General features: G+C 63.6%; 13 protein-coding genes and 1 pseudogene. All 14 read left to right on the top strand.

Features of this window, described 5'->3' with window-relative positions; genetic code table 11:
• Positions 1-37: 37 nt before the first annotated feature.
• On the top strand, positions 38-1171 hold the full coding sequence (locus E4P42_RS06060) for a hypothetical protein (protein WP_135124070.1): 1134 nt from the start codon (positions 38-40) through the stop codon (positions 1169-1171).
• A 24-nt stretch (positions 1172-1195) separates the two neighbouring features.
• On the top strand, positions 1196-1942 hold the full coding sequence (locus tag E4P42_RS06055; RefSeq protein ID WP_135124068.1) for a PE domain-containing protein: 747 nt from the start codon (positions 1196-1198) through the stop codon (positions 1940-1942).
• Between the two features lie 602 nt (positions 1943-2544).
• Positions 2545-3420, top strand: coding sequence for a response regulator transcription factor (locus tag E4P42_RS06050; protein WP_135124066.1), 876 nt, complete (start codon positions 2545-2547; stop codon positions 3418-3420).
• Positions 3421-3928: 508 nt separating this feature from the next.
• Entirely contained in the window at positions 3929-4663 is a 735-nt protein-coding gene (locus E4P42_RS06045) for a response regulator transcription factor (protein ID WP_135124064.1), read from the top strand.
• Between the two features lie 89 nt (positions 4664-4752).
• Positions 4753-5424, top strand: a pseudogene (locus E4P42_RS06040) (glutamine--fructose-6-phosphate transaminase (isomerizing)); the annotation flags it as partial.
• Positions 5425-5582: 158 nt separating this feature from the next.
• Positions 5583-6449 carry a glycosyltransferase family 2 protein gene (locus tag E4P42_RS06035; RefSeq protein WP_371286992.1) on the top strand — a complete coding sequence of 289 codons (867 nt, stop codon included), beginning with the start codon at positions 5583-5585 and terminating at the stop codon, positions 6447-6449.
• Positions 6437-7381, top strand: coding sequence for a hypothetical protein (locus tag E4P42_RS06030; protein WP_135124059.1), 945 nt, complete (start codon positions 6437-6439; stop codon positions 7379-7381). Before E4P42_RS06035 ends, E4P42_RS06030 begins: the two co-directional genes overlap by 13 nt.
• Positions 7378-8442: an NAD(P)-dependent oxidoreductase gene (locus E4P42_RS06025; protein ID WP_135124057.1), complete on the top strand. Its 1065-nt coding sequence runs from the start codon at positions 7378-7380 to the stop codon at positions 8440-8442. Before E4P42_RS06030 ends, E4P42_RS06025 begins: the two co-directional genes overlap by 4 nt.
• Positions 8439-9572, top strand: coding sequence for a DegT/DnrJ/EryC1/StrS aminotransferase family protein (locus tag E4P42_RS06020; protein WP_135124055.1), 1134 nt, complete (start codon positions 8439-8441; stop codon positions 9570-9572). The genes E4P42_RS06025 and E4P42_RS06020 overlap by 4 nt, the downstream gene beginning before the upstream one ends.
• A complete protein-coding gene (rfbF, locus tag E4P42_RS06015) occupies positions 9572-10351 on the top strand; it encodes a glucose-1-phosphate cytidylyltransferase (RefSeq protein WP_135124053.1) in 780 nt (259 codons plus the stop codon). Before E4P42_RS06020 ends, rfbF begins: the two co-directional genes overlap by 1 nt.
• A 9-nt stretch (positions 10352-10360) precedes the next feature.
• Entirely contained in the window at positions 10361-11593 is a 1233-nt protein-coding gene (locus E4P42_RS06010) for a class I SAM-dependent methyltransferase (protein ID WP_135124051.1), read from the top strand.
• Positions 11594-11634: 41 nt separating this feature from the next.
• Positions 11635-12552: a glycosyltransferase gene (locus E4P42_RS06005; RefSeq protein WP_167759375.1), complete on the top strand. Its 918-nt coding sequence runs from the start codon at positions 11635-11637 to the stop codon at positions 12550-12552.
• The gene (locus tag E4P42_RS27365) at positions 12549-15440 is read left to right on the top strand and encodes a glycosyltransferase (protein ID WP_245233905.1); all 2892 of its coding nucleotides are present in this window, start codon (positions 12549-12551) and stop codon (positions 15438-15440) included. The genes E4P42_RS06005 and E4P42_RS27365 overlap by 4 nt, the downstream gene beginning before the upstream one ends.
• On the top strand, positions 15391-17205 hold the full coding sequence (locus E4P42_RS05995; RefSeq protein WP_135124047.1) for a hypothetical protein: 1815 nt from the start codon (positions 15391-15393) through the stop codon (positions 17203-17205). Before E4P42_RS27365 ends, E4P42_RS05995 begins: the two co-directional genes overlap by 50 nt.
• Positions 17206-17280 lie beyond the last annotated feature (75 nt).

The following is a 17280-nucleotide window of genomic DNA, read 5'->3' as shown; positions in this document are numbered from 1 at the left end:
TGCGTAGTGTGCAGGCGCGCGGAAGGGGGCCGTGTTCGTGGGAATCATGCCTGACAGCAGCCCGTACGGCTCGCAGACCGTCACGGGGCCGGGTTGGCCGAACGTGGACGAGGAGACCCTTGCCGCGGCCGCCGCGTCGTATGAGGCGTTGGCGGCCAAGCTGTCCGGGACGGTGGTGCCGCAGCAGCAGAGCCAGCTGATGAAGCTGTCCGACGCGTGGGAGGGCGGCGGCGCGCTCGCCGCGGCGGGGGAGGCCAGCACGATCATCGGCGGTCACGAGGCCAACGGCGCCCACGCCGCCGCGATCGCGGCGAAGCTTCGCGCCATGGAGGTCGCCGTCGTACGCACCAAGACGCTGGTCAATACCATCGCGCAGGAGACGCAGCACGAATGCGAGGCCATCTCGGCGCTGCCGTTCAGCAACATCCAGGAGCTCGTGCAGAGCCGGATCAAGATGGGGTTGTCGCAGAACATCGCGAACGTGACCGCGAACTCCACCGAACTGGCCAACACCTTCGGCGTGCCGCCGAGCATCCCCACCCCCGGCGCCCCGCCGACGGTGCCCGGTCAGCAGCAGGCGCAGGATGCGGCGAAGGAGGCCGGGAAGGCGGGCGCCGACCAGTCCCAGCAGGGCATGCAGATGATGACCCAGATGGCGTCGATGGCCGCGCAGCTGCCGCAGCACTTCGGGCAGATGATCGGGCAGGTGCCGCAGCAGTTGTCGCAGCCGCTGCAGCAGATCTCGCAGCCGCTGCAGCAGTTGACGTCGATGTTCGGTAAGGGCGGTAAGGCTGATTCGCTCGGGGCGGCGGGTCTGCCGTTCTCGTCGTTCTCGAACCATCCCCTGGCCGGCGGCTCGGGGGCCGGCGGCGGCAGCGGGATGGTCCGGGCGGCGTCGCTACCGGGTTCGGGCGGGGTGTCAGCGCAGACGCCGCTGATGGCGGGTCTGGTTGGCACCAGCCCGGTGTCAACGGCGCCGGCCGAGGTGGCGATGGCTGGTACTGCGGCCGTCGGAGGTGCGGCGCCGGTCGCCGCGGGTGCCATGGGTGGCGGCATGGGCACGCCGATGATGGGGCAGCGCGGTACGTCTGGGGGCACCACCACCGCCGGGCTGTCCGCGCCGCCGCCGCTGGAGTACGACCTGGACGAGGACGTCGACGATGACTGGTGATCGCACAGCGCAGGAGGCCCTCCGGTGACCGATCCACTCAAGAAGCCCGAGGGCATCTCCTGGAACGCCGCCTCGGTGGAGTTGCCGCAGATGCCGATGCTGCCGCCGGGGGAGGACGCGATGAGCGCGACCATCTCCGCCGTGCTGCCCACACTCGCCGCGCCGCTGACCGCGAATGTGGCTGCGCTGCAGGCGAAGGAGGGCATGTTCTCCGGGAAGCTGGTCACCGCGCAATCGGCGTACCAGAACGCCGACGACGCCGGGTCGCAGTCGGTCGGCCAGATCACCGGCATGCTGGGGCAGCTCGGCCAGATGGGCGGGCAGGCGGCGAGCCAGGCCGGCCAGGCCGGGGGCGGTGGGCAGGGCGGCGGCATGTTCGGCCAGATGATGCAGCAGGCCATGCAGATGGCGCAGCAGTTCGGCGGTCAGGGCGGCAGCGGCTCGCCGGGCGCGGGTGGTGCACCGGCGGGCGGTGCAGGCGCGCCGGCAGGTCCGCCGCCGTCCGGCGCGGCGCAACCTACTGCGGGACAGCCGGGTTCGGGTCAGCCGGGTGCCGGTGCCGCGCCGCAGGCGCGAGAGCCCGAACCTGTCTCTCGCGATGCCGATCATCGCGACGATAAGGAATCACGCGACCGCGAGAAACCGCCACTGCTCGAGCGGGCCGAAGCCGGGCCGTCGGAGCACCGCCCGAGCGCGGGTCCGGCGCCGATTCCGCCGCCTGCGCCTGCAACGGACGCCGAGATCGAGGATCTCGCGCGGCGGATGCTGTAGGGCAGTCGCGCGCCCGGGCGACGTCCAGAATGCAGCGAGGGTCGCCGCCGAGCGGTGAGCGCGCACAGCCCAGCCGCAACCCGATCCAGCAAATTTTGACGAACTTTATCAAGATCTCCGAAATGGTTCGCCTAACTCGACGGTCCGCGTCGAGTGCTCAAGCGGATGGTCAAGCAAACACTGCTGTGCGTGCCTGAGGATCTCTCACTTTGCGGCGGTTCGGAACCCGTCCACTGTTGGGTGCTCACGATTGTCAACATTTTGAGCAGGTCATTTTTGACCTTAGCGGAGTTGACTGCGACGGAGATTAACCCTCAGCAGCTAGTTTGTGTCGGGGGTGGCTCTTGGTCCTAGTTCGGTCTAGTTCCCAACGGAATGTTTGCGAGTTCGCACTCGGTCATACGGTTGACCTCATTGCTGGCAAACGCCTACCATAGGCGAACCCCGTAGGAGGCAAACCGACGAAGCGGGGTATGTGCGAGGCGGGGGGCTTCCTCTCCTTTGACTACGGTGTGCCGTCAGTCGCCGTCCCACCAACCTGACAGGCCTGATTCGCTCACCGAACTGAATAACAGATCGTCATATGAAAGTGCAGTCGAGAAGTGGCTCATCCAGCACATGGCGCCGACCAGGGGCGGCGCCATGAAATCACCTCATTCCGCCTTGATGGCGCTCGGCGCGAGGGCAACGTCGCATCGATCCCCAGCGCTCTCCTTCGCCCATCGACCTCCTCGAAGGCATTCCTGACGAGGGCAAATTATCGGTATACCGATGAGATCCTTACCGAGACAGCAGTTCAACAGTCAGTCGGGCCCTGTGACGGCGAGGGCGAACTCGCCGCGATCAATATCCTCATCGTTGACGACTGCACCTTGCAGCGGGAGAACCTCGCGGCCGTTTTCCGTGCCTACGCTGGGACCACGCCGGCAGTCGCCGGCGATCTGCAGTCGCTCTGCGCGGCGTTGAGCGCCTCCCCCCCGGATGTCGCTCTCGTCAACATGGGGAGCCGTGAGAAGACGAACCTCGTCCGCCTGGTCAGAGAGGCATGCCCGGACACAAAAGTGATCGTTGTCGGCATTTCCGAGGACGACGAACCCGACATCGTCGCGTGCGCAGAGGCCGGCGTCGACGGATATCACTTGCGGGCGGAATCGCTCGAGGACTTATTCGCTCTCATGGCCCGAGTGGCTCGCGGCGAGTCGTCCTGCTCGCCGAAGGTCTCCGCCATACTTTTGCGGCGTCTTTCCGCTCTTGCCGCACAACGAAAGCCGGAGACCAAGGAACTAGTTCTCACCGCGAGGGAGATTCAGATCTTGCGATTGCTCGAGTCGGGATTCTCGAATAGAGACATCGCAGATCACCTGTGCATTGCACTGCATACGGTAAAAAATCACGTGCACAGCCTGCTCGGCAAGTTGGGAGTGAGCACCCGCGCCGAGGCCGCGGCGTATGTTCGGCGATCCGGCATACCGATCTGACCGTTCAAGGACTAGTCCTGGAACCGATGCGGAAATAGCCCCAACGGTCCATGTACGGCCCGGTGACCAGGGTCGATAGTGAAGCGGTGTCACACGCTCGATGCGTCAGCGAAGGGCGGCACTCCCTTGATGAGAGAGTGCAACGGCGCCCCCAGCCGGCGCCGAGGTCAGCCAACCGTTCGGTCGCGGCTGCGGCGTTCGCCGGGTCCCTCGCCCTCAGCGTCTCGCTGCTGCCCATGCCGAACGACGACACTCGCCTCCTCGCTCCTTCCCCGCCGGACCGCGAGAACATCTCGACGTTTCCAGGACTGAACGGGTCACCCCTTCCATCCCTTCCATCGTCGTCGGCGGGCCAATGAGGACGGCAGCTAGATCCGCCGGGGGTAAGCCAGGCGGGCCGGATGGTGATCCCTGAAACGCCGGCGGGTGCCAGGCACGGATCGCCCGCGCCTCCGATGGACCGGCCAGATCCGAATTCCGCTGTCACCGCGATCGTGACGGCAGCGACATGAACTCTATCGACAGCACCGGATTGGCGGCGGCTCGAGCGCGCATGGCGTACCGGGCGCACCTGCGCGACGAGCGGATCCTCATCGTTGACGACTGCCGGCTGCATCGCGAGAACCTCGCTGCCGTGCTGGAGCTCATCGGGGTCAGAAAGCCAGCAACCGCATGGGATCTACCTTCGCTTCTGGAGGCGGCCGGAGCCGCCGCGCCGGGCATTCTCCTTCTCACCATGGCTGCTCGAGGCAGTCATCTGCTGTTGGAAGCCGCGACGAACATCAGTCAACACACGAAGGTGATCGCGCTCGGCGCGTCGGAAGACGACGAATTCGACATCGTCGCGTGCGCCGAGGCCGGGGTGGCTGGTTATCACATGAGAACTGACAATCTTGACGACCTGGTCGTACTGATCGGGGACGTCGTTTCGGGTGACTCGAGGTGTTCGCCTGCGGCTTTGGCGATGCTGATGCGTCGAATCTCGAACCTTGCGCCGAGGCAGCTGCCGGCGGTCAGAGAACTAGCTCTGACAACGCGAGAAACCCAGATCCTCAAGATGCTGGAACTGGGTCTTTCGAATCAGGACATCGCAGTGCAGCTGTCCATATCGATACACACGGTGAAAATCCACGTACACGGCGTCCTCACCAAACTTCGTGTCGGCACGCGCGTCGAAGCCGCGGCACTCTCCCGCACCGCGCGCGGCGACTCGAGATCTAGACCTCGGACTAGCCAAAGTTAGGTCCGATGGTCCATATACGTGGGCATCGTCCGCATCGATAGTGGGGGAATGCTTTTCGAGTTGGCAACCCTGCTTCAGGGACATCGCTGATGTGTGGAATCATCGCGTGTCGCACGTACACGCCGGCGGTTGATTACCTTCTCACCGGGCTCCGCCGGCTGGAATACCGCGGCTACGACTCGGTAGGGCTCGCGGTGCGGACCACCCGCGGCGACGTTGCGCGACTGCGGACGGTGGGGCGACTCGGCGCGCTCGCCGAGGTGATGCGTAAGTGGGCCGGACCCGAGCTCGACGGTGCCGGCATCGGTCATACCCGGTGGGCGACCGGCGCGCCGGTCACCGAGAGGAACGCACATCCGCACACCGACTGCGCCGGCCGGATCAGCGTCGTGCACAACGGCACGATCGAGAACGCCGACACGCTGCGGCAGGCCCTGACGATGTCGGGTCACCGCATCGCCACGTCAGTCGACAGCGAGGTCCTGTGCCACCTTGTCGAAGATCAGCTGAAGGTCTCCGGGGATCTGTTCGATGCCGTGGACGCGGCGCTGACGCCCGTCGACGGTTCCTGGGCGCTCGCTGTGCTCGAACACCGCACCGGCCGAATCGTGCTGGCCGCCCACCGCTCGCCGCTTCTCATCGCGCGGACGCCACATGGCGACTTCGCGACCAGTGACATCGCTGCGATCGCGGAGTGGGCCGACGAGTTCCAGGTTCTCAGTGACGGTGACGTCGTCGATCTGACCAGTACCAACCGCTGGCGCAACAGCGTCCGAACGGCTCGGCGGGTCGTACCGATGCAGGTCATCAGGTGCGGTGTCCCCACCTCGATGGCAAGTCAGACCACATCGTCAGAAATTAGTGAGGAACAGATATGACCGAGGTTTTGTCCACGAACGGCAACGGGACACGTACCGGTATGCCACTTCCGGAGCCCCTAGCCCTCATTCACCAGCCGGGACATCCCCGTGCAGCGCAGACCGCACCCACCGTCAGCCTGGTGATACCGGTCAGAAACGAAGCCAGGAACATCGCCTGGGTGCTCGAGCAGATCGCCGACGAGGTGAACGAAATCATCCTGGTCGACGGCAATTCGACCGACGCCACACTGATAACTGCCCGCAGCTACCGACCGGACATCAAGGTCGTCACCCAAGAGGGAGTCGGCAAGGGAAGCGCGCTGCGGACCGGATTCCTGGCTGCCTCAGGCGACATCATCGTCATGATGGACGCCGACGGCAGCATGGCCCCACAGGAGATTCGTCACTATCTCCACTTCCTCGCCAACGGCTACGACTTCGTCAAAGGCTCGCGATTCATCGGTGGCGGTGGGTCATTGGACATCACCCGGTTCCGGCGAATGGGTAACCGATTCCTGCTCGGAGTCTTCAACTCCCTCTACGGATCCGAGCTCACCGATCTGTGCTACGGATTCTGCGCCTTCCATCGCCGCTACCTCGACCTGCTCGAGCTCACGGCAACCGGATTTGAGATTGAGGCGGAGATGACCGTTCGCGCGATGCAGGCCGGGCTACGGATCGCCGAGGTGCCCAGCCTCGAGATGCCGCGCCGGGCGGGCAAATCAAATTTGCGTGCGATCCGAGACGGGAAGCGCGTGTTGAGCACGGTCGTGGGCGGCCGTCGCCGACCGCTCGACGTTGAAGCGATGAGTCGGGTACAGCACCGAACTCGCTCCAACCACATAGCACCACGTCTGCCGTACCGAGTGGTACGGCCTTCGATCAATATTCACCTGTTGGAGAGGACGGAACCATGGCATTCATGATCTCGACTCAGTCGAAACTCTCTGACGCAGAGCGACGTTCGCGCATCTACGCGGGCGAGGTGTTTTGCATGCCCCCGCGCGATGCAGTCGTCGACTTCGCGGAGTTCGCGTGGCAGGTGATCGTCGAGGCCTTCGGCGGAATTGATCCGCTTAAGGCCCACGAGGAACTTCCCGTCGAGGAGTACGTCGACATCCTGGGACCGCTGAAGACTCAGTTCACGCACAGCGCGACATCAAAGGAACTTCTGCGCAACGTGCTCGCCGACCTGGGCGCCGATCTCCGGCGGACCTACTTCGATGTGCCCAAGCTGCGCATCGTGCCGCCGGCAACCTACCTCAATGCGGGACTGGGCTACAACTACACGCCGCATCGCGATGTCTGGTATTCCGCCCCGCAGTGTCAAAACAACTGGTGGGTTCCGGTCCGTGGGGTCAGCGCCGACAGCTGCATGTGTTTTCACCCGGAGTTCTGGCAGCAACCGACGCACAACACCAGTTGCAGGTTCGATGCCTACGAATGGAATCGGACATCACGCCGTGACGCGGCGCGCTATGTCAAGGACGACCCACGGCCGCACCCCCGTCTCGAAAACGGGCGGGAACCCGGTACCGAAATCCGAATCATCGGTGACCCGGGGTCCATTATCTCGTTCTCGGCAGCTCAACTGCACGCCACGGTGCCCAACACCACGCGCGAGGCCCGGATCAGTTTCGACTTCCGCACCGTGAATGTCGACGATCTCGTTGCGCATGCCGGCCCGGAGAACATCGATTCGGACTCGACGGGTACCTCGCTGCGGGACTTCCGGCGTGCCGACAACCTCGATCCGCTTCCCGATCATGTGATCGAGCAGTACGACCACGACGGCAGTGTCGACGGCGTGCTGGTGTTCGACCCGTCGGTCCTGAGCTCCGTGGCGAACCGGCGATGAGAGTTCTCGTCACGGGCCATCTGGGCTACTTGGGCGTGGAGATGACGCCAGTACTCCGGCAGCTCGGCCACGAGGTGGTCGGGCTTGACACCAACTATTTTGCCGGATGCGACTTTTCCACCCCGCCGGAGTGGCTTCCCGCGCTGGATATCGACCTTCGGGATATCACTCCAGCTCATCTGGTTGGCTTCGACGCCGTGGTGCATCTCGCCGCTCTCTCCAACGATCCGCTTTCCGATCTCAATCCAGGCCTGACGTATGACATCAACCTGCATGCATCCGTGCGGCTCGCCGAGGCGGCCAAGGCGGCCGGCGTCAATCGCTTCGTCTACTCGTCATCGTGCAGCCTCTACGGCAAAGGTGGCGACGAAGAGGTGGACGAACAGGCGTGCTTGGCCCCCGTGACAGCGTACGGCGCGACGAAAGCCGCGGTAGAACAGCAGGTATCACGGCTTGCAGACCGAGATTTCTCACCGGTGTTTTTGCGCAATGCCACGGTGTACGGGCTTTCCCGAAGGCTGCGCGCCGACGTCGTCGTGAACAACCTTGTCGGTTACGCAGCCACCTCCGGCACGCTCATACTACAAAGTGACGGCACCCCGTGGCGACCCCTTGTGCACGTCCTCGACGTTGCACAGGCATTCGCCAGGGCGCTCGATGCACCGACGGGAGCCATCCACAATCAGGCGTTCAATGTGGGCAGAGTCGGCGAGAACTACCAGATCCGCGAGGTCGCCGACACTGTGGCCGAGGTCGCCGACGGGTGTGTCGTGCAGTATGGCGTCGGCGCCACCGCGGACACTCGTGATTACCGGGTGGATTTCGGCAAGATCGAAAGCGAACTACCCGGCTACCAACCTCAGTGGACTCTGCGCCAAGGGATAGCCCAACTGTGGGCGGCGTTCTCCGATGGCGGGCTGTCACGCGACGCATTCGAAGCACCCACCTTCTTCCGACTGCGATCCATTCGACAGCGCCTCCGGGATGGCGAGCTCGACAGCGACTTGCGCTGGGTTCGTTCTAAGCGCGACACGCGAACCAGCGAGAGGCAATCCGCATGACCGACAGGATCCCGATAGCAGGTCCATCTGTAACCGATCTCGAGATGCGTTACGTCGCTGAGGCTGCCGTCACCGACTGGTACGGCAACGCAGGCAGGTCGGTGGGGCTGTTCGAGTCTGAGTTCGCCGACTACCTCGGTACCTCCTTCGCCGCGGCGGTGCCGCACGGCACCTCCGCACTGCACCTGGCCATGGCCGCACTCGAGGTGGGGCCGGGGGACGAGGTCATCGTCCCCGAGTCGACGTGGGTGGCGACCGCAGCGCCGATCAAGTACCTCGGGGCTACCCCGATATTCGCCGATATCGATGCCAAGACCTGGTGCATGTCCGCCGAATCGCTGGATCGGCGCATCAGCCCGCGCACCAAGGCAATCGTCACCGTCGACCTGTATGGCGGACTGCCCGACATGGATGCCATCGATTTGATCGCCGACGGGATTCCGGTGATCGAAGATGCCGCACAAGCTGTGGGCGCGAGATACTTCGACCGTCCGGCCGGAACATTGGGAGAAGTCGGCACCTTCAGCTTTCACGGTACGAAGACGATGACCACCGGTGAGGGTGGGATGGTCGTGACCGATCGGGCCGAGATCGGCGAGCGGATCGCCCGGCTGCGCGACCACGGCCGTACCGCAACAGACTTCAAATACTTCGTCACCAGAGAACTCGCGTACAAGTACCGGATGAGCAGCTTGCAGGCGGCGTTTGGCAGGGCTCAGTTGGCACGCATCGATGAGCTCGTGGGCAAGAAGCAGCAGATCTTCACATGGTATGAGGAACGGTTGGGCGACATGCCTGGCGTCGGGTTGAATCCCCGCCAGCCTGGCGTCAGGAACACCTGCTGGATGACCACCGTAGTCCTCGACCGGTCATACGGGCTGGCCACCCGTGAGCTGATGGCGCTTTTCGACGAACATGGTGTCGATACCCGGCCGTTCTTGCCGCCGCTAAGCTCACTGCCGGCGTTCGCGCAGTACCGCGAGTCTGTCAACGCGGCAGCGCAGAATGTGGCTGCGTACGACCTCGCGGATCGGTCGATCAATCTTCCATCCGCACTCAATCTCACCGAAGCACAGGTCGCCAAGGTATGTGACCTGCTGCGAATGTTCCTGTTGAGCAGGGAGTCCTGATGAAAGCTGTCATTCTCGCCGGGGGCCGTGGCACCCGGATAAGTGAAGAGTCGCAAACGAGGCCGAAACCGATGGTCGAAATCGGTGGGCGCCCGATCCTCTGGCACATCATGAAGATCTATTCCGCTGCCGGGATCAACGAGTTCATCGTCCTGCTTGGCTATAAGGGCTACATGATCAAGGAGTACTTCGCCAACTACGTCCTGCACATGTCGGACGTCACGATCGACCTGGCATCGGACACCATCAGCACCTTGCAGTCCAAGACCGAACCATGGACGGTCACCCTGCTCGAAACGGGCGCGGACACCATGACGGGCGGGCGCCTGCTGCGTGCCAAGGAGTATATCGGCGACGAGGTGTTTGCGTTTACTTACGGCGACGGTGTCACCGACTTGGATGTCCGCAAGGTCATCGAATTCCATCGGGCGACAGGGTCGGTAGCGACGGTGACGGCGGTTCAGCCACCGGCCAGGTACGGCACGCTGCAGTTCGACGAGGACCGAGTTCGGTTCCAGGAGAAGCCGCAGGGCGAAAGTGGCTGGGTCAACGGCGGATTCTTCGTCGCGTCGCCAACGGTTCTCGATTACATCGACGGCGACGACACCGTCTTCGAGCAGGCACCGTTGCAGCGTCTGGCCATGGATGGTGAACTCACCGCCTATCAGCACCATGGCTTCTGGCGGGGGATGGACACCCTTTGGGACAAAATCTATCTCAACGAGTTGTGGGAGAACGATAAGGCGCCGTGGTGCATCTGGGCTAGCGAAATCGTGTAGGGGCCGACCATGGACTCGTTATGCCGTCAATGCAGCACGCCGCTGAGGCAGTCCTTCTGCGACCTCGGAATGTCACCGCTGGCTAATTCTTATCTCACCGAGGCAGATTTGGATCATGGGGAAATGTTCTACCCGCTGCACGCCTACGTATGCATGGAGTGCCATCTGGTCCAGCTCGCTGAGTTCCAATCGCCGGAGGCAATCTTTGGCGATTATCTCTACTTCTCGTCTTACTCGCAAAGTTGGCTCGACCATGCGCGCAAGTATGTAACGGACACGATAGGTCGGTTCCACCTCGACGGCGACAGCCAGGTAATCGAGATCGCAAGCAACGACGGTTATCTGCTGCAGTACTTCGATCAAGCAGGTGTTCCCACTCTGGGCATCGAGCCGGCCAAGAACGTGGCTGCCGTCGCCCGTGGCCGCGGCATCAACACCAAGGTGGCGTTCTTCGGAACGTCGTTGGCGAAGGAACTCACCGGCGAAGAGACCTACGCCGACCTACTGATCGGCAACAATGTTCTCGCGCACGTGCCCGACCTCAACGATTTCGTCCAGGGAATGTCAATCGTGCTGGCGTCTGACGGGCTCATCACCCTGGAATTCCCACACCTGCTCGAGTTGATCGAGTTGAACCAATTCGACACGATCTATCACGAGCATTTCTCCTATTTTTCCTTGCTGACCGTGACGCGCTTCTTCGAGATCCACGGACTACGCGTGTTCGATGTCGAGCAACTGCCGACTCATGGCGGATCGTTGCGCATCTACGCGTGCCATTACGACTACGGCGGGCACCCGACAACGCGCCGGGTCCCGGAGTTGATCGAGATTGAGCGTGCGCGCGGCCTGGACCGACTGGGAGCCCATGTGGCATATCCCGAGCGGGTGAAGCGCGCTAAGCGTGCGCTGCTGTCCTTTCTCTTCGACGTCCAAGACCATGGCCTATCCGTCGTCGGCTACGGTGCGCCGGCCAAGGGAAACACTTTGCTCAATTACTGCGGTATCGGGACCGACCTCCTGCAGTACACCGTCGACCGCAGCCCTCACAAACAGGGCCGATTCCTGCCGGGCACCCACCTGCCGATCTGCGCTCCCGACCACATTCGTGAAACGCGGCCCGACTTCGTGTTGATCCTCCCGTGGAATCTACGGGACGAAATCATCGCGGACATATCTTACATCCGCGAGTGGGGTGGGAAGTTCGTCATCCCTATTCCAGATCTCGTCGTCGTGGATTGAGTGGGTCCGCAATGAGGGATTGCTTCGACATATCGGTCGTCATGGCGTGTTACACCGAGCAGCGCATCACCAATATCGAGGCCGCGCTCGATTCCCTGAAAGGGCAGTCGTTGCCACCCCGCAGCGTAATCGTCGCCGTCGACAACAACGAGCCCCTTGCCGAATACTTGAGGAGTGGATTCTCCTGGGTCACGGTGGTATTCAATCGCGGCGAACGCGGCGCTTCGGCCACACGCAATCGGGGCGTGGAGATCGTCGACACCACCTACACCGCCTTCATCGACGACGACGAAGCCGCGGACCCGAATTGGCTCCTCGAGCTGATGCAGCCCTTCGAGAACCCAGAGGTGGTCGGCACCGGAGGCAAGTACGAAGCGACATGGCTCGCCGGCAAACCCTCGTGGTTTCCCGACGAGTTCGCATGGGTCGTGGGAGGAGCCTACGAAGGACTTCCGACGACGACGTCGGAGGTTCGCAATGTCTGGTCCGGAAACATGGCGGTTCGGACATCGCCCTTCCGGCAGGTGGGCGGATTTCAGACCGGCTTCGGCAAATGCGGTTCCATCCCGCGTCCGGAGGACACCGACCTGTGCATCCGAATGTCGGCGACGACTGGGGGTCGGTGGATGTACGTGCCATCCGCGGTGATCTATCACGATGTGCCGGCCACGCGAACGTCACTGCGCTTCTTCGCCTCTCGCTGCTTCTCGGAAGGAGTGGGAAAAGCGATGATGAGGCGCTCGCTTGGCGCCGGCTCGATCCTTGATACAGAGCGTGCCCACGCCGAACGAGCTCTGCGCGCCGTGGCGCTCCGGCTGGGCTCGCGTCGGCTGGCTCTCGGCCTGCAGGCAGTAGTGATGTTGCTCGGTTTGAGCAGCGCGGCATGCGGTTACCTTGTCGGTCGGGCCGGCGGCTTCTTCGGACCGCCACTGGTCCCAGTACAGCAGCGGCCAGCATGACCGCGCCGTTCGGTGGCCATCAGCGTCTATATCGCGACGCCCGTTCGATCGCGACATCCTCGGCCGCAAACGTGGTGCTGGGCGTCGCGTTTTGGGCGCTCGCCGCCACGCTGGTGCCGCCACAGCAGCTAGGGGTGATGACAGCCGTACTTGCGGTGATCGTCGCCGTAGGGCTTGTCATTGGATCCGGTATCGGCAACGCGTACACAGCGATGCTGCCCGCCGCCGGCCCGGCACGGGCGGCCCTGTATCGACACGGGCAGCGCATGTTCTTCGTGTCGGCCGGGATTGGCGGCGTCGCCGCCGCTTTGGGTGTGACCCTATTCTTGGAAGAGGTTCGCGGCTCAATTGGCGTCGGCCTGCTGGTGGCGGCAGGCGTTGTCGTGTGGTCGGCCTTCGTCCTGCAGAACTCCACGCTTGCCGCGCTGGCCCGGGCCGACTGGTTGCCCCCGGCCAACGTGGCGGCAAGCGTGGGCAAGATCGTGCTGCTGCCGGCACTAGTCTTCGCCGCAAGCCGGCATAGCCTCGAACTGGCCACCGTATTGTCGGCAGCAGTTGTGGTGGTGGTTCTTGCGCCGATGATTCGGCGTGCTGTCACGGCCGACAACTTGCCGACGACGACTGTGTTGTCAGTGGCACGGTCACGCACGGAGTTCAACCGGCTCGTCGTCAGGTCGGTGCCGTCGGTCGGATTGAGTCTGGGCGTTCTGCTCATGTCCCCATTGCTCGTCACCGCATTCGGCGGGCCGAGTCAAGGCGCGCTCTTTGCGCTGTCGCTGTCGATCGTGCAGGCGATCGACTTGATCGGTGCCGCGATGGGGGTGTCGCTCGTCGTCCATGCTTCCGGATCGTCCACGCACACCTGGACGATGGCACAGCCCGTCCTGGTGCGGACGGCGGCACTGGTGGCCTCCGGGGGTGTTGTGATCGCGGTGCTGGCCCCGATCGTACTGACGGGACTCGATCCCGCGTATGGCGCGATGGGCGCATTCGGCGTCATCGCTGTGATGTGCGCAGGTTCGGTCATACGGGTCGTGTACATGACGTGGGCGTCGATGCAACTGGCACAACGGAAGATGAAGGCGCTGTTGGCCCTCAACGTCGTCACTGCGGCACTCTTCTTTGCCGCCATCCCGGCCATGGCCGCGAGCCATGGGGCGCTCGGCGGTGCGCTGGTGTTGCTCGTCGCACAGGCGGTGCTCAGTGCCGGGGCGGCCGCACACATCATCGTCACCCGCCGACAGGGGCAGGGCCATGGGACGGACGAACCCGAGATCGCCGATCATCGTGAATTAGGTGAGCCGGGCGCACCGTGGCAGGACGCCGTCTGGGTCGGCCAGGTAGATGACGGCCAGCTGGCCGATGACCGCGTGCTTCTGCACGGCGGCGGTGGGTTTCGCCGGGCCCGGCTGTTGGTGTGGAGCAACGACCAGGTACGCGGTTCGGTCGAGGTCGCCGTCGACGACAGCGCGGTGAACGCGGCCGACTTGCGTGCCGCTATTTGCGAATTGCCCTGCGCACTTGTTGAACCAGAAGTGGAGCTGCACCCGATCTCGGTGGTGCTGTGCACAAAGGACCGGCCCCTTCAGCTGCGTGATGCATTGGAAGGTCTGGTCGCGCTCGACTATCCGAACTTCGAAATCGTCGTCGTCGACAACAACCCGGCTAGCGGCCTGACTCGGCCGATCGTCGACTCGTATGCCTCGCCGCGGGTTCGGCGGGTGGATGCGCCGGCCGCCGGTTTATCGATCGCCCGCAATGTAGGGATCATGAACGCCCTTTACGACATCGTGGCGTTCACCGACGATGACGTGATCGTCGACCATCGGTGGCTGAAGAGACTGGCGTTGGGATTCTGTCGGTCCGAGGGCGTGGTGTGCGTCTGCGGCATGGTGCCCAGTGCCGAGGTGGTGACGCCTGCGCAATCGTACTTCGACCGCCGCGTCGGGTGGGCGGGCGATTGCGAGCCGGCGATCTATAGCCTCGCCGATCCGCCGAAGGACGACCCACTGTTCCCACTGCGGGTGGCCAACTACGGGACCGGCGCAAACTTCGCGGTCCGCAAGGCCGTCATCCTAGATCTCGGCGGGTTCGACGAGGGGCTCGGCGTCGGATCACCCGCCGGCGGCGGCGAGGACATCGACATGTTCGTTCGCATTGTGCTGGCAGGACATGAGCTGGCCAGAGAGCCCTCCGCCGTCGTGTGGCACCGGCATCGGCGCAGCCCAGCCGACCTGCAGACGCAGATCTACAACTACGGGCTGGGTCTCGGTGCGTGGATCTGCAAACTGCTGCTGCACCCGAAGACGCTGGCAATGATCATTCGTCGTTCGGTCAACGGAGTCCGCCACCTGCGGGTGATCACCGTAGTCGACCGGGCGGTGGACAGCCAGCCCGACGCGACGCTCGATGGGCTGAGCCGCTGCGAGCTGAACGGGGTCTTGCACGGGCCGCGGGCGCTGCTCCGCAGCAGGATGGCCGGCCGGCATGCGGCGCCGTTGAGTGGTGACGCGGGGACGCAGGGCGAGCCCCGACATCGACTTCGAGCGGCTCGCCTGGCCGTAGCGGCGGTCGTCGTGGGCTTGGTGGGCGCACTGGGCGCAGTGCAAATGCTGCCAAGCCCATTGCTGGAGTCGGCGATTGCCATGTTCATGTTCGCCGGTCCGGGCAGCGTGCTGCTGTCCTGGTACCCGCAGCTTCCGTCTTATGCGGTGGCCGCGCTGGTACCAGTCGTCAGCCTGGCGATTTGCCTCCTCGTCGTGACGACGCTACTGATGCTGGACGTCTACAGCCCCACCCGGGTTCTCGTCGGTCTGACCTGCGCGACGGTGATAGTCGGTGCGCTACGGATCGGTCGCCTTACTGCGCGCGAAAGAGTCGGCGCGTGAGATGACCACCAGTTTGCATTCGATCACCGGCAATACGCTCGAGGCGCCGACTGACGACGGGTCGGGTACTCGACCCGCACCACGCCGGCTGTCTGGCCCAGTCCTGGCTGCCTCGCGAACCCACCCCTGGTGGCCATGGCTGGTGCTCGGCGTCGGTCTGACCTCGTTCTGCTACGGCGCAACGACGCTGCGGTCGGCGGCGGGCACGCAATGGGGTCTTCTCGCGGCCGCATCACCCGCATACGGTGCCTCGATCCTGCTGACGGTGGTCGGATTCGCGGTCGCGATTCGGCGGGCGAACTTCTCGGCGGCGGTGGCCGCCACGGTCCTCATGATCGTTGTGCAACGCCTACCGAGGGCGTTGGTGACCGACTACCCGATGTACGCATGGACCTACAAGCACCTCGGCGTGGTCGATTACCTGCAGCACTCGCATTCCCTGGCGCGAGGTGTGGACGTCTACCACGGGTGGCCGGGCCTGTTCGCGCTTACGGCATGGTTCTGCGATCTCACGGGAGTCGACCCAGTCTCAATCGCGCATTGGTTCACCGTCTGTTTCCATGTCGGCTTCGCTCTGATTGTGTATGCCGCAGCGCGCGCATGGACACTCGCGCCGACGGCGGCCATCACCGCGACCTTTCTGGTCGCGACCCTCAACTGGGTTGAGCAAGATTATTATTCGCCGCAGGCCGTGACGATGCTCTTCACCGCCGGAATTGTCGCGCTGGTCGGGTTGTCCCGAGATCGGCCGGTAGGTACGTGGCTCCTCGTCGTCGCATTCGCCACCGCGACCATCACCCACCAGCTGACCCCTTTCTGGACCCTGCTGGTGATCGGAGCCCTCGCCGCCACTGGCAAACTCAAGCCGTGGTGGATCGTATTTCCGTTGGCCATACTGTTGTTCGGCATTCTGCTCTACAACTGGAACGAAGTCAGCGGCTACGGGCTACTGTCGTTCGACGTTGTAGATAATTCCAAGTCGAACATCCCGGCAGTTGGCACCCCCGGCCAAGAACTCACCAGCCTCGGCGTTCGAATGCTCAGCGGTTCCATGTGGTTCACGACCGCGGTCGTGCTGCTGATCCGTTGGCGGCGCAAGCAGCCGTTCTGGGCACTGGGTGTGTTGGCAATGAGCCCGATGGTGATTCTCGGTGGCCAGGGCTACGGCAACGAGGCGATCTTCCGCGTCTTCTTGTATTCGTTGATCGGATGCTCGATCGTCCTCGCACCCGTATTCGTTGCCGGTCTGCAGCGCGGGATCCCGACATTCGTGGGTGCGCTGTTGGTGCTGTCGGTAGTCACCGGCCTGTCGGCGCAGGGCAATACCGGATCGTGGTTCGCCAACATCATGCCCACCGAACAAGTGGAGGGAGCCAAACGGCTGCTGGAGCAAGCCGAGTTCCCGTCCTACATCACGGCGATTGCCCCCGTGTGGCCGGAACGAAGCTCATGGCGATACGTCGATTTCGCGCGGTTCGACAAAGGATTTGACGGGTCCATGATCGACGTGTCGGATCTGGTGCTGATGGACTTCTCGACCGACGCCGACTACCAGAGATTCCGTTACACGGTGGCCCAACGATCCAATGCATCGACCTACCTGTTGTTCACCGAGCAGGCGCGGCTGTACACCTGGTACTACGGAGTTATGCCGCTAGATGCGCTGCCAAACCTGGAGGGGCGCATAAAGAATGACCCAGAGTGGCAATTGGTCTACGACGACCAAGGAATATCCGTTTATCTACACCGAGTGGTAGTTAGCTGACATGGCCAACGCCTCTAGATCGACGTATCGAACCCCGCCTGTGCAGCGGCGTGACCGACCATGGCTCGGGGCCTA

Source organism: Mycobacterium sp. PS03-16 (assembly GCF_004570325.1).
Classification (GTDB): Bacteria; Actinomycetota; Actinomycetes; order Mycobacteriales; family Mycobacteriaceae; genus Mycobacterium.
This window is presented reverse-complemented; position numbering and strand designations above follow the sequence as displayed.